We start from the raw sequence: 26,929 nt of genomic DNA, 5'->3' as shown, positions 1-26,929 counted from the left end.
GAAAAATTGTACTATATTTAAGAATTACCGAAACTTAAATCCAACTGAAAATGAGAATAAGAGAAATAAACGCCATGCGCGGGCCAAATTATTGGTCGGTTAGACGTCACAAGCTTATCGTGATGGTGCTGGACTTGGAGGCCATGGAAGAATACCCCACCAATAAGGTAAGTGGTTTTGCCGACCGATTAAAGGCGATGTTTCCCAGTATGTATTCCCATCGTTGTTCCGAGGGCTGTGAAGGCGGTTTTTTCATGCGTGTGGATGAAGGCACGTGGATGGGGCATGTGGTGGAGCACATCGCACTCGAAATTCAGACGCTAGCAGGTATGGATACCGGTTTCGGAAGAACGAGGGGCTATGGTGAAAAAGGGGTCTACAACGTGGTTTTTTCCTATATGGAAGAAAATGTCGGACGCTATGCCGCCAAAGCGGCGGTCGATATTTGTGAGGCCCTGATTGCCGCGGAAGACTATGATATAGACGATGATCTTCAGAAGATGCGCGAGCTTCGGGAGGCCGAACGCCTTGGGCCCAGCACCGGCTCTATCGTCGAGGAAGCGGCGAGCCGGGGAATCCCATGGATACGTTTGAACAAATATTCCCTATGTCAGCTGGGTTATGGTGCCAATCAAAAACGAATACAGGCAACGGTAACCAGTGAAACCAGTAGCATCGGGGTAGAACTGGCCTGTGATAAGGAAGATACGAAGCACTTATTGGAGCAAGCAGAGGTAGAAGTCCCGCGTGGCGATATCATAAGTAGGGAGAGTAGTTTGGAGTCCGCTTGCAAATATGTCGGGTACCCATTGGTCATCAAACCTATTGATGGGAACCATGGCAGGGGAATTACGGTCGATATACAGGACTACGAACATGCCTTGGAAGCTTTTCACGCGGCAAGGGAGGTATCCAGAAGGGTCATTGTAGAAAAATATATAACCGGGGAGGACTACCGAATTTTGGTCATCAACAATATGTTGGTAGCAGCTGCAAAACGAACCCCCGCCCACGTAGTAGGTGATGGTAAATTAACCATCGAAGAACTGGTTTTCGAGGTAAACAAAGACCCGCGTCGGGGATACGGACATGAAAAGGAATTGACGGCGATTACCATTAATGATTTGACCAAAACCATTATTGCCGATGCAGGCTACACCTTGCAATCGGTACTTAAAGAAGGTGAACGCTTGATTCTTAAAGACACGGCCAATCTAAGTACGGGCGGAACAGCTGAGGATGTAACCGATATCGTTCACCCGGCAAATGTATCGATGTGCGAACGTATTTCAAAAATCATAGATCTGGATATCTGTGGCATCGACATTATGACCTCCGATATCAGTAAGCCCTTATCCGAAACCGGTGGGGCGGTATTGGAAGTCAATGCTGGGCCAGGCTTTCGAATGCATCTCGCCCCTACGACCGGTCTGCCTAGGAATGTAGCGGCCCCGGTGGTAGATAAATTGTTCCCAAAACAGGGCGATACCGGTCAGATTCCCATTGTAGCGATTACTGGAACCAATGGAAAAACTACGACGAGCAGATTGATTTCCCATATTGCCAAAATGAGTGGATACCGCGTAGGCTATACCACCAGTGACGGTGTTTACATACAGAATAGATTACTGATGAAAGGTGATTGCACAGGACCTCAAAGCGCCGAATTCGTCTTGAAAGACCCCACGGTCAACTTTGCGGTTTTGGAATGCGCCCGTGGTGGTATGCTCCGAGCGGGGCTAAGCTTCGCCAATTGCGATATCGGCATCGTGACCAATGTATCGGCAGACCACCTTGGTCTGAAAGGCATTCACACCATAGAACAATTGGCCAAGGTAAAAGCTGTGGTCCCCGAAACGGTTTTTCCCGATGGTTACGCTATCCTGAATGCCGATGACGATTTGGTATACGAAATGCGAAAAGGGGTGAATTGCAATGTCGCCTTATTTTCAATGGATGAGAACAACCCACGTATCCAAGCCCTACAACGCAAAGGAGGAATAACGGCAGTCTATGAAAACGGATACGTAACCCTTTGTCGCGGCGCATGGAAAATGCGCATTATGAAGGCCGAAAATATTCCATTGACCTACGGGGGAAAGGCCAAATTCATGATTCAGAATATATTACCGGCCATCATCACCGCCAACGTAAAGGGAATCAGTATCGAGGATATGAAGGCGGCCCTGGAAACCTTTTTACCCTCGGCGTCACAAACACCAGGCAGGCTGAATTTGTTCAAATTCGAAAAATTTCAAATCCTGTTGGACTATGCGCACAACCCCGCCGGAATGCGGGCATTGCAAGATTTCACCCGTGAAATGGAAGCTTCGGTAAAGGTGGGTATCGTAGCAGGAATCGGTGATCGGCGCGAAGAAGACAACAACGAACTAGGGCAAATCGCTGCCGAAATGTTCGATGAGATCATCATCCGTCAGGATAAGCATTTACGGGGCAAAACCGAGGAAGAGCTAATTAAGATGCTTAAAGACGGGATTCTGAAGGAACATCCGGATAAAAAAATCACGATTATCCCTTCCGAAGAAGAAGCCATTCATTATGCCGTAGACAATGCGCAAGAGGGCTCATTGATCGTACTGTGCAGCGATGTCGTGCCCGATGCACTAGAGCTCGTAAAAAAACTGAAGGAAGCTGAAAATAAAAAAGAGACCGTCACGTAAGATTTCTACGCGATATTAAAACCCCTGAAAACAGGGGTTTTTATTTGGTACGAAAAGGTGTTTAGAACCATGGGGCATTTTGGCATCTTTGTAGTATATCAAGCTATGCCTATTTATGAAATTTCCTTACACCTCATTATGTTTTCTAGGAATGTTATTTCTCGGCTTGATGTTATTGCGGTGCAATACCAAACCAAAGGCCTCCGTCGAAGAGTTTCAAGAGAAACGGAAAACCTACACGCTTAAAGTGGAAAGAAGCGCGTTCCACTACGATAGTTTTATCCTGAAAGACGATACCTTACGCTATATTCCCCAAGAAAAATCCGATCATCCGAATGCACTATACAATCGCCCGACCCAAAGAGTTTTGGATAGCGCAGTAACAAACAATCTAATTAAGAAAATAGTCCAGGATGGTTTTTGGCAACTAGACCCTACCTACAAGAGCAGCAGCTCTTGTACCAGTCCCCTGCAAATAACCCTTCAAGCCAATGAAAAATCAAAAACCGTAATTTGCGATGATTTTGAAAGGGATTGCCCTGAACTGATAAAATATATCGACCAAAAAATTGTTGAGTTAGAAGGAAATGGACTAAAACGCATCTATCTTCCCGGCTAAATTTGTGAAACCAAAAGTCTTGTATAGCATAACCCATACCCTTTACCGTAGCATTCTTTTGAAACATCTTCTTTGGATGTTGTTTATCTGCTTTGCTGTACCGTGTACAATAGCACAGGAAATTGAAGACGACCCTATTATACCGGAGGAGCAGGTCATTACTTTTTCGACCATTCGAATCGAAAAACAGGAGTCGCTCGAACCCTATTACGAGGCCTTGAAAACGGCGACCTTTGGGACGCAGCGTTTTTCAATCTTCGAACAGTTGGCAGAACACCACAGCAAAACCGGAAACACCGATTCCATCCTGCATTATGCCACCCTTTATGAAAAGGAAATCGGGAATTGGGACAAGCCCGAGGACGATAAAAACCGCAACTACGCGAAAGCACATTATTTTATGGGAGTCGGAAGTTCCTTTAACGGAATTTTCGACAAGGCCATCGAGTGGCATATTAAAGGTATTCAAGCGGCAAATACCGTGGGTGCAAAGGAGTATGAATACCGAAATAAAATAGGACTTGCCAGGGCAAATTTAAAGAAGATAAATTCGGACAAGGCCATAGCCATTAGCGAGGAGGCCCTTGCCGAATTCGCCCTTGAATTCAAGCCCATTACCAACGAGGCGCTCATTATTTTGGGAGATGCCCATCTACAAAAAAAGAACTACGGACAAGCGGAGACCTATTACGAGGAGGCCAAGGAGATGGCACAGTCGCAACAGGATTTGGAAACCGAACTCGCCATACGGTTGAAACAAGGGCAATTGGCAGAAGGGCTGAACGACATTGATAAGGCGATGGCCGATTACGAAACGATAAGGAATCTTGCCTTAAAAGAAGGATTTACCGCAATCTATTTCGAGGGAACATTGCTTTTAGGAAAACTATACTTTAAGGAAGGATACTATGAACAGGCGAATATCGCCCTATCCTTCGCCTACATAAACGCCATAGATCGTGAAAATTTGGAATTTCAAAGGGATGCCTTGAGCGTACAAGCAAGATGCTATGCCAAAATGAACGATTATGAAAACGGTTATGCCGTAATTACGCAGCTCCTAAATGTTATCGGCGAAATAAATTCGAAACAGCAACAGACCATCATCAAGGAACTGGAGGTGCAATACGAAACCGTGGAAAAAGAACAGGAGATTACGAGTCTCGAGGAGGCGAAAATTGTTCGGGAGGCGGAACTAAGCCGGCAGAAAACCATCAAAAATGCTTTTCTCATCGGGTTTTTCATCATTTTAATACCCATCATGGCGTTGTTGTATACCTACTATCAAAAAATTCAAGCACAGAGCGAGCTGTCCAAAAAACAAGAAGAAATCAATGCACAAAAAGTCGCCGCGCTGAAACAGGAGCAGGAACTGAACTTGATCAAAGCATCTATAGAGGGCCAAGATGAAGAACGCAAACGTATTGCCCAGGAATTACACGATAGTATTGGAGGCAATCTGGCCGGAATAAAATTACAACTGGCCAGTATGGACGATAATTCAACTGCCTTATCGAATATAGGGAGTCAGTTGGATGAGACCTATCAATTGGTGCGGGATATCTCACATACCCTGATTCCGAAAAAATTCAAACAAAACGCCTTTACGAAACTGGTGGCCGAGTACGTCAAATCTATTTCCGGAACAGGCGAGTTGACCATAGGCTTTCACCCTTATCCCGAGAAGTTGGTAAACCAAATTGACGAGAATATTCAAATGGAGCTCTTTAAGGTGATACAAGAGTTGATGACGAATACCTTAAAGCATGCCGATGCCACCAATGTTGAAATACATTTGAACGTTATTGGGGAGGAGCTCTCGCTTTTGTTCGAGGATAACGGGAAGGGCTTTGATGTTGAAAAAACGTCCAAAGGCATCGGATCTGACAACATTCAACATCGGGTTGCCCAATTAAACGGACAGCTGAGTATCGATTCGCAACTAGAAAGGGGAACCGTTGTTGCCATAGAGATCCCGATCAAACCGTTTCAAGCATGATCGAATCCGGAATACTTATAGGTGTGGCGCTAATTCAAGTATTGCTCTATTTTTGGATGGATAAAAAACGTGTTCGTTTTCCCAAATGGATGGTTCTATCGTTTCTTTTAGCGGCCCAACTGTTTGTTTTTCCGCAACTCATTTTTTCGATACTTGGGTATGGTCAGAATGGATGTGGAATGCCTATTTTTGGAATATTGTTTTTTTGTGTAGTGCTAGGCGGTAGTTTGAATATCATCGTACACCTATCCTATTCTTATAAATTTCGAAGCAAAAACATATCATGACATACAATCTAATTATTGCAGACGACCACAAAATGTTCGTAGATGGTCTCATGAGTATTCTTAAGGATGCACCGGACCTTGCCGTAACACTTACTGCAAAGAATGGCGCCCAGGTCGCAAAGTATCTCGATATTAACGGTGTGAATGACCTACATCTCTTGGTCACTGACCTCACCATGCCCGAGATGGATGGCATTGAACTCAACAAAATCGTGAAAGAGAACTACCCCTCGCTGAGAACACTCGTCGTAAGCATGCATATTGACGGTGCGATGATCGACAAACTCATTCGGAACAATGTTGATGGTTATGTGCCCAAAAACGCCGAAAAGGAAGAATTGCTGAACGCCATTCGTACCATTCTTGGCGGGGAAAAATACTTTTCGGCCGAAATAAAACGGGCCTATACCGATGCCATGTTCGAGAACAAAAAACAGGAAGAAGTCTCTTTGACCGATCGTGAGATTGAAGTTTTGAAACTTATCGCGGAAGAAAATACCACCCAAGAAATTGCCGATACCTTATTTCTAAGCAAACATACCATCGAAAGCTACCGCAAAAATCTGATTTCGAAACTTCAGGTCAAAAACCTTGCGGGACTTACCAAACACGCTATTAAAATGGGGCTTTTAGATTCGTGACACCTAGTAATCATAACTTCATAGGCTCCTAAAACTCACGAAATCGTACTAAAAAATGCTTTCCATCCCTGAATACAGGGGATGCGTTTTCACCTTTTCAAGTCATCTGGCGAAGCCGGCTTAGTTTCATCTTTGTAGTGTAAATAACAACTTAAAACACTGCATCATGAAACCTATGACCTTTAAAACCTTTTCCTTAGCCATCGCTGTAATATTTATCTCCTGCAGCAACGACAAAAAGCAGACTGAACTCACGAAACAAACTGCTCAGATCAAGTCCGATATCCTTATCGAAAAAAGTGCCTTCCTACCAACCGGAAACGATGCTTTTGAGGAACAGACCCTCAGCCTGTCCGGAAAAACCATTTTAGAGGCCACCGCAACCTTAAAAGTCGTTGATGAAGAAGGAAAAGAGGTAAGCTGTGTATCCTACCCTGCCAAGAAATTGATTCATCAGGAATACAGTACCGCTAATTCGGCATTAAAGGAAGCCCATATCAGGGAAGTAGTTGAAAACTATTTTGAAGACCCGAACACACTCGCCTATTTGGAATAAAAAGAAACCTATGATACAAAATCGTCCCAAATACACCTATAGACTAAGGCCAGGATACGGCACCGACCGTTTGTTGATCGAATTTAATGGCTTGGAAGACCCGGAATACTTCCTTTTCGAAATATTGCACATGCTGGGTCTCGCCGGTTTTAAGTCAAAAGAAATGCTCAACTTATGGATGAACGATGAAATTCAAGTAAATCTAAGCTCCCAGAACGGGCCGATCCTAGTGAGTTTGGATATTTATGGCTTGGTATTTATCGTGGGAAACAACAACCAAAAAGATATTCTCAGAATTGATGAGTTGCTCCAGAAGTCAGGAGCTTTCGTTAAGAATGATATTAACTACAGTTCTTATCGAACAAAGTAAGTGTACTTGTGTTTTTTAATACTTCCGAAACTTATCTCAAATAGGTCGTTCCTAAAGGCTACACTGTTTTTGAAGCCTTCATCAACAGCTATCAATACAATAAATTTCTGTGGGCCAACCACTCCCTATGCTCGGTCATTGAATATAATTTTTTTCTATCGAAAATTTTATTCATCTTTCTTCTTGTAAGGATTTCAAACCATTCTACCATAGGAATAAAATCCCTATGGCCGACCCCATCAATAATTATTAATTCCACCGACTTGTTAGCCAAAACTTTACAGCAAATATTCTTTGCTGTTAAATCCCGTATCAAGATTTTATTCTTGACAAGTACGCCTTTAAGTTCTTTCAGCTTAGTAATAAACAGCTCATCTGAAAATGGGGAATCGTCCCTTAGTAGATAATCATACATAGAGGCCGATATATCATTGGTAGTTTCATCTCTTACCATATCGAAAACAGAAGCAATTCCCAAATTTGTTTCAAGTTCACCGTGATATTTTGAAAGAAAGGGAAAACCAATATTTCGCTTTTGAATCTTCTCGTAGTATTTGATTTCCTGATCAACACGAGATTTATTTGTACGAATACCTTTTCTGAGTTTTAAACAAAGGTTATTGAAATCGGGGTGAACGTAACACATTTGATAAGTGCCCTCTCCGATATAATTTGTCTTATGAAGCGTAACCATTTCCTACTTTATATTGAAATCGGTATCAGCTATGTTAGTCCCAAAAAACAGATAACGTAATTACATTGACTTTGCAAAGTGATAAATCCTAATTTTCCAACAATAAAATTAAAGGAATATCATGGGAAAGATTATCCTACTAACTAAAATTTTTAAGCCAAATACGATAAGAATGCAGGCTTACCTGTTTTTATATTATGTAGGTTAAAAAGTCATGCCTAAAAATCCAAAATTAGTTTTGTGAAAATGTAATTCTTGATGTATTTCTATAACTTACCAATCAGAGACTATATAACGAACCCAAAAATGATTCAATTCTTTCGAAGAATAAGAAACCATCACGTAGTCAAAAATAGGGTCGGAAAGTACATATTGTACGCCATCGGCGAAATCTTTTTGGTGGTTATTGGTATTTTGATCGCAGTAACAATCAATAATAGGAACGAGCAGGAAAAGCGCTTTGCTCAATTAGAGACTTACAGGACAAGTCTTGTCCAAGAGCTGCAACAAGACATCATTAATCTCAACAAATCAAAGGAATTCCTTTTGCGGAAGCGGAAATCGATTAGGCATTATCTAGATTACTACAGTACCAAAAATCCGGAAATAACTATACTGCTTGGAAGGCTGGATAGCGTCAACACGTCCAAAAGCGCTTTCTATACGGGCACTTACACCATTGAAGACCTTATTACCACAGGTAATCTTTCATTGTTCCCCAAAAATGAAAAGGAAGCCATCCTTAAACTGAAGAACCTTCAGGAAAGATATTTTTCATACGAAACCCAAACTATCGAGAATATTGCGCTCTACGATTTAGAATTGAAAAAGAGCACGGATTTGCTATACCTGAACGGCTATTCTGACAAACAACATCCGTCAGTTAGAAATTGGCGAAATAATTTGGGTTCTATGCAATTTTTAGTACTCAATAACACGCTTGCCGAGAGTTTGAAACTATACGATTTTCAGGAAGAGCTTTATGGAAATTTGAGTGAAGAGACTACCGCTCTGGAAAAACTATTGAACGACCAAACCAGAACAACGTATTGAGCAACAAAAATCTTGAAATAGAATTTTCCGAACGGATCCAAGAATCACAGGGCATTATCCATAAAGTGAGCCGCATGTACTGTGATAATGAGGAACACCGCAAAGACCTGTTCCAAGAAATACTGATTCAATTATGGAAATCGTACCCATCATTTCGAGGGGATTCAAAATTTTCTACTTGGATGTATCGTGTGGCTCTTAATGTCGCCATTCAGGATTTGCGAAAAACCAAAAAGAAAAAACATCTTTTTTTTCAGACCAATCAATTTAAGGATGCTTCAGAAGAAAGTAAAATTGAAGTTCAAGATGAAAAATTAAAGTTGATGCATAAGGCAATTGCTAGCTTAAATAAGGTTGAAAAAGCAATCGTTATGTTGCATCTTGATGGGAAATCAAACGAAGAAATTTCAGAAATCGTGGGAATTACCCAAAATTATGTTCGTGTAAAAATGAACAGGATAAAGACAAAACTTTCAAAAACCGTAAAAAATAAATAAGATGGAACTATTGGAATTAAAATCGGTTTGGGATGTGGTAGTAGATGAAACAATCTCACAAGACAAGGTCGATGAGTTCGTGGTGGGGAAATACATCAAAAATGATTCTAAATCTGTACTGGGCAAAATAAAAAGAGTAATGTACTTCAAGTTCACGTTTGGCGGTCTCACCTTGGCAGGCGGTATTGTGATGCTTACTGGTTCTTTTATAACACCAGAAAAATTCACCTTCCTAGAAAATATCTTTGACGATATCGATAACAGGATTTTCTTGGCAAATATCATTCTCTTTATGTCTGCAATGTTGTCTTGGAATTTTAAGGCTTTTCGAGAGATTCAAAATTTCCAAGTGAGGCCGACAAGTGTTAAACTGTCCTTAGAAAGATTTATTGGTATAATGGGACAAGCGATTAAACTCAACGTGTATTCCAGTGTAGTATTCAATTCCATTGCATTGGGTTGGATATGCTATTTGGTCAACAATTCTAAAGGGTTCGTTGAAGGCACTCTACAGATGTCTTTCTTGATTATCGGTGTAGTTAGTATTAGTGCCGTTATCTTTTATTTCCTTTCCCGAATTGAGCAAAAAATGAAGTTTGGCAACTACCTCAATCAATTAAAATCAAACTTGAAGGACCTCGAAGAAAAATAAATCTTTGAAAGTGTAATTCTGAAGAGCGAATTGTAACCTACTGGGCAAACAATACTAAATTCAGATGAACACATCAACAAAATTCAGAGATTTTAAGACAATTCAAAAGATAGGTTTTATTCTAATCGTAATAGGTGGAGGAATTATCCTGTTGAAAATTATCGGCTTATTGTCGGCAAGCCATTTTATAGAAGAAGATATGCCAAATTATTTATTTTTAACTGGTGCATTACTGTTCTTGCTGCCTACCTTAAAAAAGAGATCAATTGGTAAAAATGGGTCTGAAAAAATTTCAATTTTACTGCTCGCCCTTAGTACAGGATTAAGTACTATGGCTCAGGATTATTCAAAACAAATAGATGCTTTTGAACAAAGCTTTATTCAAAAATCTGTTAGCCCCATAGAAGCGTATGTGAGTCCAGCTTTGAAATTTGACCCGATCCCTGTTGCAAATACACCAGCGATACTTGCTAATATCTTTGCCAATTTACCCAAACTGAATGCAATGACCATACTTGAAAGCGAGAAAGGAAAAGTCAAAATCAAGTATGATTTTGAAGAATTGGGTATTCGTGAGTCACACGTTTATTTTGACAAAGAAGACAAATTCACGCGTATTGAGTTGATAGAAAACCTAATTAAAATGGAATTAGAAGCCCAGGAGAAAATGAAGGAAAGTGTCCAGCTTCCAAATTCAGATGTTTTAGGTGAAAAATACCAGCCAAAGAAGGTTGAGTTTGAAACTGCAGACGGACTTTTGGTGAACGGTAACCTTTATGAAATTGGGAAGGACAATCCAGTTATACTGCTTTGCCACCAAGCAGGCTATAACCGTTTTGAGTATGCCGACATCGCCCCCAAACTAAATGAGATGGGCTACAACTGCTTGGCAATTGACCAACGCTCGGGCGGAAACTTTGCAGATAAACCAAATATTACCGCAGACAGAGCCAAAGAAAATGGTTTGCCAACGGAATATATTGATGCACAACAAGATATTGAAGCTGCAATAGACTTTTTGAACAAGAAATACGAGAAGAAAGTTATCGTTTGGGGAAGTTCCTATTCGTCGAGCTTGGCTTTATTGGAAGGCGTTTCAAATGATAAGGTAGAGGCCATAATCGCCTTTAGTCCTGGTGATTATTTTGGTGATGCGGCACCCTCTTTGAGTAGCGCTTTTGCAAAAGCGGATAAACCGTTCTTAGTAACGTCATCCAAAGCAGAAGCAGCCGCTCTGACGTCTCTTCTGGGAAACGTGTCATTACAGGAAAACCAATCGCAGTTCATTCCAGAATCTGATGGATTTCACGGGTCGAAAGCCCTATGGACAGGTCAAAAAGGAGCAGAGGAATACTGGAAAACAGTATTAAGTTTTTTAGAAAAAATTTAGAATGAAGACAATAACATCTTTAGGAATAATAAAAGAGAGAGTCAAGAAAAGGAAAGGATGGATTGCCTTTGGAAATACATTGCTTATTACAGGCTTTCTGTCATTTAGCAATCATCCTGACTGGGGTGTATGGTGCTCTGCTATTGGGTTTGTAATTACTTTGATAGCTCTATTTAAAAAATAGGTTTATGAAGAATGGTTTTTCACACTTCACTATCTAAATTGATATTGACATCAATTAAAACAAATCGAACAATGAGGAATTACATTATTATATTTTCCGCATTAGTATTAGGATTTTTTTTGAAGGCTTGCAATACTAAAAAATCGAACTCAAAAGAGAATAATTCAACAAAAAAAGAATCTTATCTAGGACAAAAACCTCCTGGTTTAATACCTGAAATTTTTGCTCCTGGAATTGTTTCAATAAACGGAAGGAATTCATCGACTATTTCGTTTTCTCCTGATTTAGATGAAATGTATTTTTCGGCTCATGAAAAAGATGAAGAAGCATCATCTATCTATTTCTCAAAACTTAAAAGTAATAAATGGACTCCCGTTAGAAAAGCAAATTTTACCAATGGGGGAAAAAATGAGGAAATATATCCATCTGTTAGCCTTAATGACAAAAGGATTTATTTCACAGCTTTTGATTCTATTTTTTCGGATGAGAAAATTTGGTACGTAAACCGTTTAGGGGATTCTTGGAGTGATGCAATACAGCTTGATTCACCCATTAATGATGACATCGCTTTTTACATTAATCAAGCTAAAAACGGAGATCTTTATTACACTAGTATTTCAAAAGAAAAAATGTATTATGCACCTAACAGAAATGGTGAATTTCCTGAAGTACATGAAGTTGAAATAGAATTTGGTCATCACGGGTTTATTTCCCCATCTCAAGAGTATTTGCTAGTCTATACTCGAAACAAAGAAAATAAAGACCAAGATATTTATGTCTGCTTCAAGGAAAAAGACGGTACATGGACAAAACCAATACCTCTTGGAAACGAAGTAAATTCTAATTTCAACGAATCCTGCCCGAGTATTACGCCAGATGGCAAATATTTGTTTTATAATAGATCCAACGAAGATGAGTCATCAAATGTGTACTGGGTGAGCACAGAAATTATTGATAAGATAAGACCAAGATCTTCAAACCCTGAAAATCGTTATTTTGGTCAAAAACCACCTGATTTAACTCCTGAAGTCTTTGCTCCCGGTATGGTCTCAATTGATGGAAGGTTCGAAGGCACCGTTACGTTTTCTCCCGATCTGAAAGAAATGTATTTCGCAGCCGATAATGAAGACGATGCAACAGCTATCTATTTCTCAAAACTCAAAGATGATAAATGGACTCCCATTAAAAAAATGGATTTTACCAAGGGAGAAAAAGAGGAAGAAATGCATCCATTCATTAGTCCTGATGGTAAACGGATTTATTTCACAGCTTTCGACGAGGCTTTTACGGATGAAAAAATTTGGTTTGCAAATCGTTTAAAAGATTCTTGGAGTGAAGCAATAATACTTGATTCACCAATAAATGATGACTTGGTATTTTTTCCCAACCAAGCTAAAAACGGAGACCTTTATTATTTCAATTTGTCAAAATTCAAAACATATTTTATCCCTTTTGTAAATGGTAAATTTTTAGAGCCAAAGGAAGTTAAACACGAATTTGGCCATCATGCATTCATTTCACCATCCCAAGATTATCTGATATTCACTGGAAAAAGTCAAGATAAAGAGCGAAAAGACAATGATATTTATGCTTGTTTTAAACAAAATGATGGCGCGTGGACAAAACCCATAAATCTTGGAGCCACCATAAATTCTAGCTTTAATGAAAAAGGCCCAAGAATTACTCCAGATGGTAAGTATTTGTTTTTTGGCAGGGATGAAAGAGCTGGAAAGAATGGGTTAGCCAATATCTATTGGGTAAGTACTGAAATCATTTATAAAGCAAAACCAAAACAATAAATCTATAGCTACTACCGGTTTGGAGAATATTCAAAGTAGTTATGAAGCTAATCTGAGCAACTTTTATAATTTCTTCACAAGAAAACCGCGAACTTTCGCTCTGATGCTTTGTTTTTCCGCAAGATTTGAAAGCAATCGCTTTCATCGTTCCGCTTAAGTGTTTTGGGATTGGCTGCGTCCTTACCTCGAAGCTCCCCTTTGCAAATAGAAAATTACTACAAACGTAAAGTTTTAGAATTTGAAAAATATCCAAATAGCACTGGCTCTCATTTGACAATAACTAAAATAAATCCAGGTAGGTTCAATATTAGAACTACCATTCCAATAAAATTTTAGGATTATCTTCCTTTAATTTTGCCGCTAACCTTTCTGCCCCTCTGTAAACACTTTCCAAAGCTGGACAAAAGTTAATCATATCATTAGCAAATTCGTCTGTATTTTCAAGGGGCAAGACAAATTTTACTGCTATCCAGTCCGGTCCGGCACCTATAACCACACAACCTTTTCTGCCATACCACCTTTCTATCTTATCGAAAATTTGTTCATTAGATAACTTAGGAAAAGAACCCTGTGTATCCATATATTTAATGGGATAGAGTGGGTCATCGGTTTTGACAATGCGTACTTCATCTGTCTCGCCGTCATCACTTCGCATGCTCGTGAAAATAATGTAACCCTTAGTCTTCAATCGATGTTTTATACGCATGAGTTCGTCTATAAGCTTACTTGCTTTGTTTCTCTCAATAGTAAGAACTACGGCGGGATATTCATATCGATCATTTTTTGGAATTCCTCTAAAAGTCGCTGTGGTCTGTGAACGTACAAGTTTTAAAATATCCTTGTCAAATTCCAGACTGTCTGCCAGGAGCACTTCTTTCTTGGTTAATTCTTGTGCTTGGGCACCGATTAAACCGAGTAGAGCAAATGTTATTAATAGTATGTTGTTTTTTATCATTTCTTAATTCATTGAATTTATTTAATACCTACAGAAAATATTTTAAAAATTTTAGACGCAGAAATATGATGATAAATAGCCCGAAAACTATTCTCGTTCCTTGACTTCAGTCTCTTTTTTTAGAACAAAATCTATGGGGAGCAAGGTTTTTTGATATAACCGGCTCCCCATTTAAGTCTGTTCATTGAAAATATGGAAACGGTTATTTGAACTTTAAAACCCTAAGCGCACCAGCACTTTCCCCACCTTCGGTTACGTATAACACTTTTCGCTTGGGATCTGCCGTAATACCATTTGGTGTGTCGAATGAAGCCTCCATCAGCTTACCATCCACAGATTCTTGAATACCTGATCCCGCGAATATTTTGGCCTCTCCGGACATGGAAACCCTATAAATTACATGTTCGCCGACAGCCGTAGCAAAAATTGATTCTCCAAAATAGGTGATGTAGCCAATGACAAAACCTTCACGAACGGTAGGGATGGTTGCCAATACTTCCAGCGATTTATCGGGACTAATTTTTAAAATATCCCCTGTAGAAAAATTACCGACGAACAGATTACCCTTGTTGTCAAAATCAATTCCTACTCCTCCGTACAGTCGGTCATCTTGTACAAAGACGCTCACTTCTCCATCCGGGGTAATCTTATGAACTCCTGAAAAATAAAAATTGGAAACATATACATTGCCTTTATGATCCAGTGTAATACCCGAAGGAAAACCTGGTAAGGTTCCAATGACAGTGCGCGTACCATCTTTCAAAACTTTCAGTACATCACCTTGCAATTCGTTCGAATCCGGACTAAGCCTTCTTACATTATTGACAACGAAGATATTCCCGAACCTGTCGACCACATTTCCGGTTGGTGCTCGAAGGTCATTAACGGCTACTTCTACGGTCGCTGTTCTTGGGTTCACTTTTAAGACTTCCGTACCCATAAAACCTGCATAGTTACTGGCAAAAATAGTACCGTTCTTATCTACTGAAAGTCCATCACTTGCCTGAAAATCCTGTACCAAAGTTTCTACCCTGGCATTTTTGGATTTTCTTTCAAATAATTGTTCATAATAATCGGAACATGAATATTGTATAAATATGCATGTCACAATCATCACATAAACCATGTTGTTTTTTTGAACTCCTTTACTTGTTTTCATAAGATTGTTATTTCGGTTTAAGGAACAATCTTACTGTAGATAATTTGGAAAATCGACCGTCTGTATAGCCTAGAACAAAATGGTCAGCCAGCTAACTTTTTAATATAACTGCTTGGTGTTTCGTTCAAACTGGCCTTAAAGGCCTTATTAAATGTTGATTTGGAATTGAAACCTACTTCCATCGACAAGGAGAAAAGCGTTTTTGCCTTATGCTCATTTTGTTCCAACTTTGCCACGAATGCCTTGATTCGATATCCATTGATAAAATCATAGAAATTGGATTGATGGACCGTGTTAAGAAACCAAGACAGTTTATTGGTTGAAGTATTCAGAAGTTGGGAAAGTTCTACCAAAGTAAGTTCGTTGTGCAAGTAGACTTTCTCATTTATCATGAGTTCAGTTAAATTACGTCGCAACTTTTGAATTTCTTGTTCATCCATTACGGGTTTAATGGCGGTTTTACTTTTTTCCTCAATCGCAGAGACTCTAAATATTTCCGGCTGTCTCAATGCAAAATATCCCACTATGTAAATCAAAACGGGAATAGAAATCCAAACCAGATTGTAGTTCACAACAGGAAAAGCAATTCGAAAAAAGTGGTTACTACAAAAACTCAGCGACCAGGCAAATAGAATTACGCCAGTACAGACCAAAATTACTTTTACAAAACCAAGGGCGGTTTGCGAAAACGAAAGCTGTTCTTTTTCTTTTTTGAGAACCTTTGAAAAGAAATGGGCACTCAAATACCAAAAATATAAGTTAAAAAGTAAAGCGGCTAATTCAGCTATAAAAAAAGGAATCCTAAAGTCACCTGAACTTAAACTTCGTGCAAATTCCTGACTTGTATAGGTATTGATAAAAATCAGATAGGATAGATACAATACGGCAGGAACATAATAGTGCCAAGATAGTACAAACTCTTCTCGGTCTTTTTCAAGCAGGCGCTTTAGATAAATATAACCCAGAGGGCCAAAAACAAAAATTAAAGGCTCAAGAAGCACAAAACGTTGAATCAACCAGAACTCCTCAGCTTTATAAACCACCAGTCGCGTTAACAACGTCAGACAGGCAAGTATGAGTTGTACAGACAAGACCTTATTGGCTTTTACATTCCTTTGATGGACTATGGGAAGTGTAACACCAAGAAAAAAACCCTGCGCTATTCCTAGTAACAATAAAACATCAATGAAATTATAGTTCCCCACAGAAATCTTAAAAATTTTGTCAAATGTATTCTTTTACCATACTCTCAACGACCGAATCTATACAAACGCACCAGTTCTTAGTTTAGAAGTTAGAATGAGCATAGCCCATTCATTAGGACAGGTTTTACGTTAAACTAAGTTCAGCCCAGATTCTCTAGTTATGACCGGTACCTAAATACGGGAGGAGGTCACTTTCGCTCTGGTGCTTTGTTTTGCTACAAGATTTGAAAGCTATCGCTTTCCATCTTTTCGCAAAACAAAAAACCATGCCTAAAAAGGCATGGTTTTCTGCTTGTAGTGACCGCGGAGGGATTCAAACCCCCAACCCTCAGAGCCGAAATCTGATGCGCTATTCAGTTGCGCCACGCGGCCTTATATTTAGTTATTAGTAAGCAGTGGCAGCTGACAGTATTACGGTTAACACCTTCTGCAGCTGTAACTCTTTATAATTCAAGCTAACTTACTTTTCACAATGGTAGAAATCGTTTTTCCATCGGCCTGTCCGGCCAATTGCTTGGAAACCATTCCCATGACCTTGCCCATATCCTTCATGCCTTCCGCTCCGGTATTGGCGATAACGGTAACCACAACTTTTTCGATTTCATCTTCACTCAACTGCGCCGGTAAAAACTGCTCGATTACGGCTACTTGAGCCAACTCCGGTTCGGCCAAATCATTTCTACCTTGCTCCTGAAATATAGCGGCGCTGTCTTTTCGCTGTTTTACCAATTTTTGCACCAACTTCACCTCTTCTTCCTCCGAGAGTCCATCGCCGGAACCAGCCTCGGTCTGGGCCAGAAGCAAAGCGGATTTGATGGCACGCAATGATTCCAAGGCAACTTTATCCTTTGCCTTCATCGCGGTTTTCATCTGCTCCATTACCTTATCCTGTAAGCCCATGCGTTTTTAAATTGGATTGCGAAGATAAAAATAAACTGTCTTCGAACAAGCCTCCGACCTATTAAAATTCTAAAAAAACAAAACCCGAAAATAGAAAAGATTTTCGGGTCCGTTTAGTTAAGGTGTAACGTTTTATTAGTCTACGTTATCGTGCAAGAACGAATTGTTAGATCGCAATTGGATCTCGTCATTGCTATCCTCGCTCAAAGTAGTTCGAGATACTTTGTTTTCTTTTGGCGTGTCGCTCAAATCGATACCCTGCCTTTTGTAGGCGGGCTCCTTCTCGATTTCATCGATACTGTTGATGTTGTTTTGGAATTTGTAGTTGAAGTCTTTGAGCTTCTTTCTACGCTCATCGGCCCTTTCCCGCAGCAAAGCCTCGATCGGGCTATCCATCGGGTCTACATGCGCCACCTTTTGGGGCTCTTCTTCCTCTTCTACCACCTTCTTTTCAAAAACCAATTCTTCTTCCACTATTTTTGGCTCGAACGCTTCGGCTTTCGGTTTGGCTCCCTCAAGCTCGTTTTCCATCTCCATGTAATCGTCAAGACTATAGCGTGTTTCGCCGTTCTTATTGTATTCCAGAACGGGTATCACCTCAATGTGGTCGTTTACTTTCAAGTCTTTTACATCATCTTCTTCCTCTAAACTAAAAGTTACGGTGTTTTCAGCTTCTTCCTTTTCCGAAGCATTCGATAATGGCATATCGAAACTGATGGCGAATTGGTCTTCTTCGGTACCTGAAGCGCCAACCTCTTCCGCATCCACCACATTGATATTGCTTAGAGCCGGTGTTGTTTCTATAATAATGAAATCATCCTCTTCCGCTCCCACCTTGGCAACTTCCTCGATTACTTCCTCATAAAATACATTGAAGTTTTTAATGTAGTTCGTGGTCGGAATCAAATCCATCCCCAAATCCAAATCAACCACATCGGCCTCGTTCACTCGCTTTGAAATCGGCTCATCTATCACGGTATCATCGATCAAATGATGTACGATAGGTTTAGGCGTCAAATCACGTTGTGCCTTTTGGCCCTCTTCCAAAGTGTGTATTATTTTCTTTGATTCACTATTTACGATGGTATCTTGCTGGTCAACATTAAATCCGGTAGCGATTACGGTTACCGCGATGGCCTCACCCAAATCATCATCCTCACCAACACCCATAATGATATTCGCCCCATGACCGGCCTCAACTTGAATATGATCATTGATTTCGCCAATTTCATCGATAGTAATTTCCTGTGACCCCGAAACGATGAGTAATAGCACGTTTTTGGCACCGGCAATCTTATTGTCGTTCAGCAGTGGCGAATCCAAGGCTTTCATGATGGCTTCATTGGCCCTTGCCGAACCAGTGGCCACGGCAGAACCCATAATGGCCGTTCCGCTATTGGACAGTACCGTTTTTGCATCACGCAGGTCAATATTTTGGGTATAGTGATGTGTAATTACTTCCGCAATACCGCGAGCAGCGGTCGAAAGCACTTCATCCGCCTTAGAAAACCCGGCCTTAAAACCAAGATTACCATAAACCTCACGGAGTTTGTTATTATTGATGACGATCAAGGAATCTACATTTGCACGCAATTTCTCGATACCCAACTGAGCTTGTTGGCAACGCATCTTACCTTCGAACAAGAAAGGCATGGTAACGATCCCCACGGTAAGGATGCCCATTTCTTTTGCTTGCTTGGCGATTACGGGAGCAGCACCAGTTCCTGTTCCCCCGCCCATACCTGCCGTAATGAACACCATTTTAGTTGTGACATCCAACATACCTTTAATATCCTCCATACTTTCCATGGCAGCCTGCTCCCCTACTTCCGGGTTAGCTCCTGCACCAAGACCCTCTGTAAGGGAAACACCCAATTGGATCTTATTGGGTATCGAACTATTGTTCAATGCCTGCGAATCGGTATTCAGGATGACAAAATCCACCCCGTTGATTCCAGACTGAAACATGTGATTGATGGCGTTGCTACCACCTCCACCTACGCCGATTACCTTTATTACATTGCTTTGATGCTTTGGCAGATCAAACGATATTCCGTCAAATTCCGTGTTATTGCTCATAGTATTTTTTTACTGGTTTATAGTTTAATATGTTACTCTGCGTTGTCTAAAAAGTCCTTCAATTTCTCGGACCATTTGTCGAACACCGATTTACGTTCTTTTTGTTGTACTTGGGCACCTACCATTTCACTTTCCTCACCGGCTATAACCAGTTCGTTCTCGACTTCAACATTGGCCTCGCCCATATTGTCCTGCGATGGTTTTGCCTTTGTTTCGTTTTGCACGGCATTCATGAGTAAGCCTACGGCAGTGGCGTACAACGGACTCGCTATTTCAGAATCCGAATCCCCTGCCAGATGCTCGTTCGGAAAGCCTATTCTGGTATCCATACCCGTAATGTACTCGACCAATTGTTTGAGGTGTTTTAATTGGCTTCCTCCCCCGGTAAGTACAATACCTGCAATCAATTTCTTTTTTTGCTCCTCATGACCGTAATTCTTGATCTCGACATATACCTGCTCGATAATCTCGACCACCCTGGCATGAATGATTTTAGAAAGGTTTTTCAAAGTGATTTCCTTAGGCTCCCGACCTCTTAAACCAGGGATGGAAACAATCTCATTATCCTTGTTCTCACCAGGCCAAGCAGAACCGAATTTCATTTTCAATAGCTCCGCTTGCTTTTCAATAATGGAACACCCTTCTTTGATGTCTTCCGTTATAACTCCGCCTCCGAAAGGAATTACCGCGGTGTGGCGAATTATCCCGTCCTTAAAAATGGCCAAATCGGTCGTACCCCCTCCTATGTCGATCAGTGCTACACCCGCCTCTTTTTCTTCCTTGCTCAGCACGGCATCGGAAGACGCCAACGGTTCTAAAGTGATGTTTCCAAGGTCCAAACCAGCACTTTTAATACACCTGCCTACATTTTTTATACTGGAAACCTGACCGACCACAACATGAAAGTTCGCCTCTAAGCGACCTCCATACATCCCGATAGGCTCTTTGATCTCGGCTTGACCATCAACCTTGTACTCTTGTGGTAGTACGTGAATGATCTCCTCTCCTGGAAGCATCACCAATTTATATACCTGATTGCATAGCTTATCCAAATCATCTTCGTTGATGACCTCTTCCGAATCGGCACGGGTAATGTAATCGCTATGTTGCAAGCTCCTGATGTGCTGCCCCGCGATACCCACGACCACGGAACCGATTTTAAGGTTGGAATTGACTTCCGCCTCTTCCACGGCCTGCTGAATGGATTTTATCGTCTGGGTAATGTTGTTGACCACTCCGCGATGAACACCCAAACTTTTCGATTTTCCGATACCCAATACCTCGATTTTGCCGTACTCGTTCTTCTTCCCGATTATGGCGACGATTTTAGTTGTACCGATATCTAACCCGACTGAATAATTACCTATTTCCATACTTTAAATTTTGGTGCACACCACTTGATTGTTAAATTCTAGACTTACCACTTTGTATTTTTCCAATGTATCATCCCTATCAGCCTTGGCGTAAAAGGCCTTGAAATTGTTGAACTTCTCTTCCAAGTTATCGATACTTCCGAGGCTCACTACAAAATTCTCTACCCTGAACTTTAATTGGTACTTGTCTACCGCCTGAATGTGAATGCCGATGACATTCTTTCTTAGAAACTCATCTTCGTTGATATACTTCAAGATCTCATACACGTCCTCGAGGCTTTCACCCGTAACTTCACCAGTGATAATCGGAACTCTAGCTGAATGACTCAAGGATAGCGGCATACGTTTGCCCTCATCGTCTACATAGAATTTAGTCGCTGATTCTACGCGTCCAATTGGTCTGCGCTGCACTATTTTAGACTCAAGTTTACCATCGACTGTCAGATAAACTTGTGCATTTTTTACCATTTCATTGGTCTGGAGAACCTTTTCCATGGCATTCAAAACTAATTTTTCTTTGGGCACGTTTTCGAACCCACCGAATTTTTGTATTAACAATTTATTAACCGCTTCCTGTGTGATGTATAAATTTTGGTCACCAACGAACTCAACCGTAATACCATCGATATTTCTACTAGCACTCCTGTGCGAGGAAAACGCGTAAAGTCCGCTAATTATAGCCAACAGGGCCACCAATTTTATATAATTCAAATTACGATGCATACTCCAATTCTGTTTTTATTTTTGCTACTTCCAGTCCAATATCCCCTGCTCCTAGAGTGATGAGAATTTCTGGACTTTGTTTTTTTATTTCATGGATGAGTTCCGCCTTCGAAACCACTTTTTTGGCCGGATTTTCAATCTTGCCCAACAACCAGTTCGAGGTCACGCCATCAATAGGTTTTTCCCGGGCCGGATAAATTTCCAACAAGAGCACGCTATCGAATTGTGCTAAGCTGGTCGCGAAATCGTCGGCAAAATCCTGTGTTCTCGAAAAAAGGTGCGGTTGAAAGACCACTAACGTCTTTCGCTCGGGATGCATCTCGGCCACGGCCTGGTATATGGCATTGATTTCCGTTGGGTGATGCGCATAATCATCTATAAAAACAAAATCACTGGTTTTGATTTTATACGAAAACCTCCGCTGCACGCCCTTGAACGTATTTAATGCTTGAGAGAGACGTTCAGAGTCTGCACCAGTCTCTACCGCCATGGCGAATGCTACTAAACCGTTTAATAGGTTATGTCTGCCAGGCTTACTGAACTTTAACCCCTTGAAATCGCCCTTGGGGGTAATCAAATCAAAAATATAAGTACCCTGTGCTATGCTAATGTTCTTTATACAATAATCGGAATCGTCTTCAATACCGTAGGTAGTGCCTTTAATGGGCAAACCACTACGGACAAAGAGTTTACCCTGGTCCCCAATTTTGCCAGCAAACTCCCTAAAGGATCGTTGTAGTTCCTCGGAATTGCCATAGATATCTAAATGGTCGGCATCCATTGATGTGATACAGGCCACATCGGGGAACAGTCGCATGAAAGAGCGATCGAACTCATCGGCCTCGACCACTGAAGTCGTATGGCCCGAAAAGAAAAAATTACTATTGAAATCCTCTGAAATCCCTCCTAAAAAAGCCGTCAATGGGGTTTCGGTCTCTTTTAGTAGATGGGCGAGAATACATGAGGTGGTGGTCTTACCGTGGGTGCCCGCAACGGCTAAACAGAACGTTTCTTTGGTGACGAGACCCAATACTTCCGATCGTTTAAGCACCCGAAAATCGTTGTTCACAAAGAATCTATATTCCGAATGTTGACTCGGTACGGCCGGGGTATAAACGATTAAAGTCGAACCGGCGTCCTTATACATTTGGTCAACCTTTGAAAGATCATCCTCATAGTGGATGGCAATGCCCATTTCCGATAGTTCATTGGTCAAAGGTGTGTCTGTCTTGTCATAACCAGCCACATTTTTATCCAAGAACTTGAAATACCGGGCCAAGGCGGACATGCCAATACCACCAATCCCTATGAAATATACGTTATGTATTTTTTTTAAATCCATTTATTTCGATTGCCGTGCGTAGAGGCGCGATGCATGGCGCCTCTACGCACAATACGCGTCGCGCATCTACGCCGTCCTCAATAATTTTTCTATTTCGTCTACAATGTGTTTTGTGGCATTTGGCATGGCCAATTTTTTGATATTATCGCTCAACATCGTTTGTCTTTCATCAGACCGCATTACCTCCGAAAATACCGTCTCGAACTGTTCTTCCAAGGCGGATTCGTTAAGCATAATGGCCGCATTTTCCTTGACCAACGCTTCGGCGTTCTTGGTTTGATGGTCTTCCGCCACATTGGGCGACGGAATGAAAATCGTTGGCTTACCTACGATACATAGTTCGGAAACCGAACCTGCCCCTGCCCTTGAAATGATGATATCGGCGGCGGCATAGGTATGATCCATTCGGTTCAGGAAATCATAGACTTTCACGCTATCCGAATTGTATTTTTTATAGTCATTTATATACAGTTTTCCGCACTGCCAAATCAACTGCAAACCGAGACTTTTAAAATAGTCCAGTTCTTTTTCGATCAGCTGGTTAATACGCCTTGCCCCTAAGCTTCCGCCAAGAATCAACAGGACCGGCTTGTTCGGGTCCAAGTCGAAAAATCGCAATGCATCGGCCTTTTCGGTTTTCATTGACACCAGATCGCCTCGTACCGGATTACCGGTTTTTACGATTTTATCCGCGGGGAAAAATCGTTCCATACCATCGTAGGCCACACAAATTTTGGCGACCCTATCTTTTAACAACTTGTTCGTGATGCCTGCATAGGAATTCTGTTCCTGCAGCACACAGGGTATTTTTCGGCCTGAGGCCACGCGGAGCAAAGGACCACTGGCGAAACCACCGGTACCCACCACCGCATCGGGCTTGAATCGGGACACTATTTTACCTGCTTTGAACAAACTGCTGATCAATTTTATGGGAAACATTGCATTTTTAAGGGTAAGTTTCCGTTGTAACCCTGTAATCCATAAACCTTCTATCTTGTATCCCGCGTTGGGTACTTTTTCCATCTCCATACGATCCTTGGCACCCACGAATAGGAAATCGGCATCGGGATACCTTCGCTTCAATTCATTGGCAATCGCCACTGCCGGATAAATGTGCCCTCCTGTTCCGCCACCGGACAATATGAACTTATAATTGCCCACTCAATACTTCTAAAGGATTGGTCATATCCATATTATCCAGCTTTGAACTGGTACTTTTGCGTTTTCGCGCCGTCTCCTTTACGCTGGCACTCAAGATAATTCCAATGGCCAAGCATGTCATCCAACTTGAAGTACCTCCACTACTGATCAACGGCAAGGTCTGTCCGGTCACCGGAAATAATTCCACTGCCACGGCCATATTGATCAATGCCTGAAAAATAATGGGAAGGCCTACGCCCAGCACTAGTAATTTTCCGAAAATGGTCTTGTTGGCATTGGCGATCACTACAATCCTAAACAGGAACAGTAAATAAAAGAACATCAAAAGGAACCCGCCGACCAAACCATATTCCTCTATGATAATGGCATAGATAAAATCGGAGGAACTCTGAGGCAAAAAGTTCTTTTGTATGCTCTTGCCCGAGCCCTTACCCATGATACCGCCAGTGGCAATGGCGATTTTGGCTCTTTCAATTTGATAATCCGCCTCGGTATCGCCCCCATCGGTGAAATTGGAGATACGGTTTTCCCAAGTGTCGATCCTATTTTCGAAGAGACTTGGAAAAGCTTTGGCCGTAAGAATGAACAAGGCCAGACATAACACTCCCGCACCAACAATTCCGGCTAAGTACTTAAATGGGTAGCCCCCTAAAAAACACAACAATAAAACCATTGAAAAAATAATGGCCGCTGTTGAGAAGTTCGCTGGGAGAATCAATGCGATAACCAAAAAAACAGGTAACCAAAGTGGTATGAGGCTTTCTTTGAACGTTACGGCCTCGTCCTTGATTTTGGTCAAATAGCGGGCCACGTAAATCATTAAAACCACGGCCGCCAAATTTGAGGTCTGAAACGTAATGCCCACCAAAGGGATACTGATCCATCGGCTTGCATTGGCACCGCCTATGGTCGTACCCTGCGCCAAGGTAAACACCAACAATACCAATACGATGGGTAAGGCCATGATCGAAAGACCTTTAAAAAATCGCGTTGGAATCCGGTGAACCCCGTAGATTATGCCAAAGCCCAGAACCAATAGAAACGCATGCTTCATTAAATGCCCCATGGTCGTGCCCTTGCCCACGACATACACGAGATTGCTACTCGCGCTGTAGACCGGCAAAAACGAAAATAACGCCAAGAGGGCTACAACAGCCCAAAGTGCCTTATCCCCTTTTATGTTCTTGAACAATGCCAACATCGCTTATAAATTTTTTATGGCCTCCTTAAACTGATTCCCTCGATCTTCGTAATTCTTGAACAAATCGAAACTGGCACATGCCGGTGACAGCAATACCGTATCGCCTCGCTCCCCTATTTTGTAGGCGACTTTGACCGCTTCCTCCATAGCAAAGGTCTCTACCATCAAATCAACCACATTACCGAAGGTTTCCTTGATTTTGGTGTTATCGGACCCCAGGCAGATGATGGCTTTTACCTTTTCCCTTACCAAAGGCATCAACTGCCGATAATCATTGCCTTTATCTACACCGCCGACTATCCAGACAATAGAGGCCGACACGCTATCAAGCGCATAGAAAGTGGCATTCACATTCGTTGCCTTTGAATCGTTGATATACTGCACATGGGCTATTTTCAGGACCTTCTCCAGTCGGTGCGGAGCGCCCTGAAAATTCATGACACTATTGCGAATAGTCTCTTTACGTATTCCTACGAGCTTCGCCGCAAGTGCCGCCGCCATGGTGTTCTTTATATTGTGTTTTCCTTCAAGGGCTAGGTCATCGGTCATAATTCTAAATGTGTTATTCGCTATTACTAATTCTATTTGGTTGTTTTTGATATGTGCGCCTTGCTCAACTTGCTTTTCAAGCGAAAAAGGCACTAATTTTGATTTGACCGGGTGGGCTTCAAGCCAGTCGACCATTACCTCATCATCGGCATCGTAAATAAGATAATCCTCCGACGTTTGGTTTTGGGCAATACGGAATTTCGAAGCAATGTAATTTTCGAATTGGTACCCGTACCGGTCCAGGTGGTCTGGTGTGATATTGGTAATGATGGCGATATGTGGTCTAAACTGACGGATACCATCAAGCTGAAAGCTGCTGATTTCCAAGACATAAAACCCATAGTCTTTTTCCGCTACCATTTTAGCATAACTATCTCCGATATTTCCAGCCATACCAACGTTTAATCCTCCTGCCGCCAAAATATGATTTGCCAACATGGTGGTAGTCGTTTTACCGTTACTCCCTGTAATACCGATAATCGTAGCTTCGGTATACCTACTGGCGAATTCGATTTCAGAAATCACCGGTATGCCTTTTTCGTGCAACGCTACTACCAAGGGTACCGTATCGGGAATTCCAGGGCTTTTCATGACGATATCGGCATTCAAGACTTTGGCTTCCGTATGGGTCGATTCTTCCCAATCAATTTCAAAATGCTCAAGAACGTTTTTGTACTTTTCCTTTAGTTTTCCTTTATCGGATACGAACACTTCATATCCTTTTTTTTTTCCGAGAATGGCCGTGCCTACTCCGCTTTCACCTCCACCTAAAATTACTAGCAGGGGCCGTCTCGTTCCCCCCTCGGAGGGGATGATTTCACTCTTATGTTTTTTTCTCTCCTTCATATATACTCCCTTAC

The 26,929-nt window shown here is 41.4% G+C and carries 24 protein-coding genes and 1 tRNA gene; 12 read left to right on the top strand and 13 right to left on the bottom strand.

The features are described from left to right. Nucleotides 1-50 precede the first annotated feature (50 nt). The 6 genes from cphA (at nucleotide 51) to FGM00_RS02640 (ending at nucleotide 7,153) form a co-directional block, all read left to right on the top strand. The gene (gene cphA, locus FGM00_RS02665) at nucleotides 51-2,681 is read left to right on the top strand and encodes a cyanophycin synthetase (protein ID WP_138851425.1); all 2,631 of its coding nucleotides are present in this window, start codon (nucleotides 51-53) and stop codon (nucleotides 2,679-2,681) included. A gap of 115 nt (nucleotides 2,682-2,796) precedes the next feature. Continuing rightward, nucleotides 2,797-3,300, top strand: a complete 504-nt coding sequence (locus FGM00_RS02660; RefSeq protein ID WP_138851424.1) for a hypothetical protein — start codon at nucleotides 2,797-2,799, stop codon at nucleotides 3,298-3,300. Nucleotides 3,301-3,304: 4 nt separating this feature from the next. Then, nucleotides 3,305-5,299 (top strand): tetratricopeptide repeat-containing sensor histidine kinase, encoded by a 1,995-nt coding sequence (locus FGM00_RS02655; RefSeq protein ID WP_236262882.1) that lies wholly within the window; start codon nucleotides 3,305-3,307, stop codon nucleotides 5,297-5,299. 283 nt (nucleotides 5,300-5,582) lie between these two features. Then, nucleotides 5,583-6,227 carry a response regulator gene (locus FGM00_RS02650; RefSeq protein ID WP_138851423.1) on the top strand — a complete coding sequence of 215 codons (645 nt, stop codon included), beginning with the start codon at nucleotides 5,583-5,585 and terminating at the stop codon, nucleotides 6,225-6,227. A gap of 166 nt (nucleotides 6,228-6,393) precedes the next feature. Continuing rightward, nucleotides 6,394-6,783 (top strand): hypothetical protein, encoded by a 390-nt coding sequence (locus tag FGM00_RS02645; RefSeq protein ID WP_138851422.1) that lies wholly within the window; start codon nucleotides 6,394-6,396, stop codon nucleotides 6,781-6,783. A gap of 10 nt (nucleotides 6,784-6,793) precedes the next feature. Further along, nucleotides 6,794-7,153 (top strand): hypothetical protein, encoded by a 360-nt coding sequence (locus FGM00_RS02640; RefSeq protein ID WP_138851421.1) that lies wholly within the window; start codon nucleotides 6,794-6,796, stop codon nucleotides 7,151-7,153. A 91-nt stretch (nucleotides 7,154-7,244) separates the two neighbouring features. Here the strand turns inward: FGM00_RS02640 and FGM00_RS02635 are convergent, their stop codons facing one another. Continuing rightward, entirely contained in the window at nucleotides 7,245-7,847 is a 603-nt protein-coding gene (locus FGM00_RS02635) for a YrbL family protein (protein ID WP_138851420.1), read from the bottom strand. Between the two features lie 306 nt (nucleotides 7,848-8,153). Between FGM00_RS02635 and FGM00_RS02630 the strand changes: the two genes are divergently transcribed. From FGM00_RS02630 to FGM00_RS02605, 6 genes are all read left to right on the top strand, one after another. After that, complete coding sequence (locus FGM00_RS02630; RefSeq protein ID WP_138851419.1) at nucleotides 8,154-8,900, top strand: DUF6090 family protein; 747 nt, start codon at nucleotides 8,154-8,156, stop codon at nucleotides 8,898-8,900. Then, nucleotides 8,897-9,397, top strand: coding sequence for an RNA polymerase sigma factor (locus FGM00_RS02625; protein WP_138851418.1), 501 nt, complete (start codon nucleotides 8,897-8,899; stop codon nucleotides 9,395-9,397). Before FGM00_RS02630 ends, FGM00_RS02625 begins: the two co-directional genes overlap by 4 nt. A gap of 1 nt (nucleotide 9,398) precedes the next feature. Next, nucleotides 9,399-10,049: a hypothetical protein gene (locus FGM00_RS02620; RefSeq protein WP_138851417.1), complete on the top strand. Its 651-nt coding sequence runs from the start codon at nucleotides 9,399-9,401 to the stop codon at nucleotides 10,047-10,049. A 64-nt stretch (nucleotides 10,050-10,113) separates the two neighbouring features. Next, nucleotides 10,114-11,439 carry an alpha/beta hydrolase gene (locus tag FGM00_RS02615; RefSeq protein WP_138851416.1) on the top strand — a complete coding sequence of 442 codons (1,326 nt, stop codon included), beginning with the start codon at nucleotides 10,114-10,116 and terminating at the stop codon, nucleotides 11,437-11,439. A gap of 1 nt (nucleotide 11,440) precedes the next feature. After that, nucleotides 11,441-11,623, top strand: a complete 183-nt coding sequence (locus FGM00_RS02610) for a hypothetical protein (protein WP_138851415.1) — start codon at nucleotides 11,441-11,443, stop codon at nucleotides 11,621-11,623. Between the two features lie 71 nt (nucleotides 11,624-11,694). Beyond that, complete coding sequence (locus FGM00_RS02605) at nucleotides 11,695-13,422, top strand: TolB family protein (protein ID WP_138851414.1); 1,728 nt, start codon at nucleotides 11,695-11,697, stop codon at nucleotides 13,420-13,422. Between the two features lie 313 nt (nucleotides 13,423-13,735). Here the strand turns inward: FGM00_RS02605 and FGM00_RS02600 are convergent, their stop codons facing one another. The 12 genes from FGM00_RS02600 to murD form a co-directional block, all read right to left on the bottom strand. Further along, nucleotides 13,736-14,377 carry a DUF4253 domain-containing protein gene (locus tag FGM00_RS02600; protein ID WP_138851413.1) on the bottom strand — a complete coding sequence of 214 codons (642 nt, stop codon included), beginning with the start codon at nucleotides 14,375-14,377 and terminating at the stop codon, nucleotides 13,736-13,738. 202 nt (nucleotides 14,378-14,579) lie between these two features. Further along, the gene (locus FGM00_RS02595; protein ID WP_138851412.1) at nucleotides 14,580-15,536 is read right to left on the bottom strand and encodes an NHL repeat-containing protein; all 957 of its coding nucleotides are present in this window, start codon (nucleotides 15,534-15,536) and stop codon (nucleotides 14,580-14,582) included. Between the two features lie 83 nt (nucleotides 15,537-15,619). Continuing rightward, nucleotides 15,620-16,741, bottom strand: a complete 1,122-nt coding sequence (locus tag FGM00_RS02590) for a helix-turn-helix domain-containing protein (protein ID WP_138851411.1) — start codon at nucleotides 16,739-16,741, stop codon at nucleotides 15,620-15,622. Between the two features lie 298 nt (nucleotides 16,742-17,039). After that, nucleotides 17,040-17,113: transfer RNA gene (locus FGM00_RS02585), tRNA-Arg, on the bottom strand. A 78-nt stretch (nucleotides 17,114-17,191) separates the two neighbouring features. Next, nucleotides 17,192-17,641, bottom strand: coding sequence for a GatB/YqeY domain-containing protein (locus FGM00_RS02580; protein ID WP_138851410.1), 450 nt, complete (start codon nucleotides 17,639-17,641; stop codon nucleotides 17,192-17,194). A gap of 135 nt (nucleotides 17,642-17,776) precedes the next feature. Then, nucleotides 17,777-19,720 carry a cell division protein FtsZ gene (ftsZ, locus tag FGM00_RS02575; protein WP_138851409.1) on the bottom strand — a complete coding sequence of 648 codons (1,944 nt, stop codon included), beginning with the start codon at nucleotides 19,718-19,720 and terminating at the stop codon, nucleotides 17,777-17,779. A gap of 32 nt (nucleotides 19,721-19,752) precedes the next feature. Further along, nucleotides 19,753-21,093 (bottom strand): cell division protein FtsA, encoded by a 1,341-nt coding sequence (gene ftsA / locus FGM00_RS02570; RefSeq protein ID WP_138851408.1) that lies wholly within the window; start codon nucleotides 21,091-21,093, stop codon nucleotides 19,753-19,755. Between the two features lie 3 nt (nucleotides 21,094-21,096). After that, nucleotides 21,097-21,816, bottom strand: a complete 720-nt coding sequence (locus FGM00_RS02565) for a cell division protein FtsQ/DivIB (RefSeq protein WP_138851407.1) — start codon at nucleotides 21,814-21,816, stop codon at nucleotides 21,097-21,099. Continuing rightward, on the bottom strand, nucleotides 21,806-23,158 hold the full coding sequence (gene murC / locus FGM00_RS02560) for a UDP-N-acetylmuramate--L-alanine ligase (RefSeq protein ID WP_138851406.1): 1,353 nt from the start codon (nucleotides 23,156-23,158) through the stop codon (nucleotides 21,806-21,808). Before murC ends, FGM00_RS02565 begins: the two co-directional genes overlap by 11 nt. A 66-nt stretch (nucleotides 23,159-23,224) precedes the next feature. After that, entirely contained in the window at nucleotides 23,225-24,319 is a 1,095-nt protein-coding gene (gene murG, locus FGM00_RS02555; protein WP_138851405.1) for an undecaprenyldiphospho-muramoylpentapeptide beta-N-acetylglucosaminyltransferase, read from the bottom strand. After that, a complete protein-coding gene (locus FGM00_RS02550; protein ID WP_138851404.1) occupies nucleotides 24,306-25,520 on the bottom strand; it encodes an FtsW/RodA/SpoVE family cell cycle protein in 1,215 nt (404 codons plus the stop codon). The genes murG and FGM00_RS02550 overlap by 14 nt, the downstream gene beginning before the upstream one ends. Nucleotides 25,521-25,523: 3 nt before the next feature. Further along, nucleotides 25,524-26,915 (bottom strand): UDP-N-acetylmuramoyl-L-alanine--D-glutamate ligase, encoded by a 1,392-nt coding sequence (gene murD, locus FGM00_RS02545; RefSeq protein WP_138851403.1) that lies wholly within the window; start codon nucleotides 26,913-26,915, stop codon nucleotides 25,524-25,526. Nucleotides 26,916-26,929 lie beyond the last annotated feature (14 nt).

This window comes from Aggregatimonas sangjinii, from assembly GCF_005943945.1.
Classification (GTDB): domain Bacteria; phylum Bacteroidota; class Bacteroidia; order Flavobacteriales; family Flavobacteriaceae; genus Pelagihabitans; species Pelagihabitans sangjinii.
The sequence above is the reverse complement of the archived record's forward strand: the minus strand, read 5'-3'. Positions and strand labels throughout refer to the sequence as shown.

What these genes read in the sequence shown, in the direction of transcription:
- FGM00_RS02605 (WP_138851414.1), top strand. Translation starts at nt 11,695, where the DNA reads ATGAGGAATTACATTATTATATTTTCCGCATTAGTATTAGGATTTTTT.
- FGM00_RS02600 (WP_138851413.1), bottom strand. Translation starts at nt 14,377, where the DNA reads ATGATAAAAAACAACATACTATTAATAACATTTGCTCTACTCGGTTTA.
- murC (WP_138851406.1), bottom strand. Translation starts at nt 23,158, where the DNA reads ATGGATTTAAAAAAAATACATAACGTATATTTCATAGGGATTGGTGGT.
- FGM00_RS02580 (WP_138851410.1), bottom strand. Translation starts at nt 17,641, where the DNA reads ATGGGCTTACAGGATAAGGTAATGGAGCAGATGAAAACCGCGATGAAG.
- ftsA (WP_138851408.1), bottom strand. Translation starts at nt 21,093, where the DNA reads ATGGAAATAGGTAATTATTCAGTCGGGTTAGATATCGGTACAACTAAA.
- FGM00_RS02650 (WP_138851423.1), top strand. Translation starts at nt 5,583, where the DNA reads ATGACATACAATCTAATTATTGCAGACGACCACAAAATGTTCGTAGAT.
- FGM00_RS02565 (WP_138851407.1), bottom strand. Translation starts at nt 21,816, where the DNA reads ATGCATCGTAATTTGAATTATATAAAATTGGTGGCCCTGTTGGCTATA.
- FGM00_RS02630 (WP_138851419.1), top strand. Translation starts at nt 8,154, where the DNA reads ATGATTCAATTCTTTCGAAGAATAAGAAACCATCACGTAGTCAAAAAT.
- FGM00_RS02610 (WP_138851415.1), top strand. Translation starts at nt 11,441, where the DNA reads ATGAAGACAATAACATCTTTAGGAATAATAAAAGAGAGAGTCAAGAAA.
- FGM00_RS02620 (WP_138851417.1), top strand. Translation starts at nt 9,399, where the DNA reads ATGGAACTATTGGAATTAAAATCGGTTTGGGATGTGGTAGTAGATGAA.
- ftsZ (WP_138851409.1), bottom strand. Translation starts at nt 19,720, where the DNA reads ATGAGCAATAACACGGAATTTGACGGAATATCGTTTGATCTGCCAAAG.
- murD (WP_138851403.1), bottom strand. Translation starts at nt 26,915, where the DNA reads ATGAAGGAGAGAAAAAAACATAAGAGTGAAATCATCCCCTCCGAGGGG.
- FGM00_RS02615 (WP_138851416.1), top strand. Translation starts at nt 10,114, where the DNA reads ATGAACACATCAACAAAATTCAGAGATTTTAAGACAATTCAAAAGATA.
- FGM00_RS02660 (WP_138851424.1), top strand. Translation starts at nt 2,797, where the DNA reads ATGAAATTTCCTTACACCTCATTATGTTTTCTAGGAATGTTATTTCTC.
- cphA (WP_138851425.1), top strand. Translation starts at nt 51, where the DNA reads ATGAGAATAAGAGAAATAAACGCCATGCGCGGGCCAAATTATTGGTCG.
- FGM00_RS02595 (WP_138851412.1), bottom strand. Translation starts at nt 15,536, where the DNA reads ATGAAAACAAGTAAAGGAGTTCAAAAAAACAACATGGTTTATGTGATG.
- FGM00_RS02550 (WP_138851404.1), bottom strand. Translation starts at nt 25,520, where the DNA reads ATGTTGGCATTGTTCAAGAACATAAAAGGGGATAAGGCACTTTGGGCT.
- FGM00_RS02640 (WP_138851421.1), top strand. Translation starts at nt 6,794, where the DNA reads ATGATACAAAATCGTCCCAAATACACCTATAGACTAAGGCCAGGATAC.
- FGM00_RS02635 (WP_138851420.1), bottom strand. Translation starts at nt 7,847, where the DNA reads ATGGTTACGCTTCATAAGACAAATTATATCGGAGAGGGCACTTATCAA.
- FGM00_RS02645 (WP_138851422.1), top strand. Translation starts at nt 6,394, where the DNA reads ATGAAACCTATGACCTTTAAAACCTTTTCCTTAGCCATCGCTGTAATA.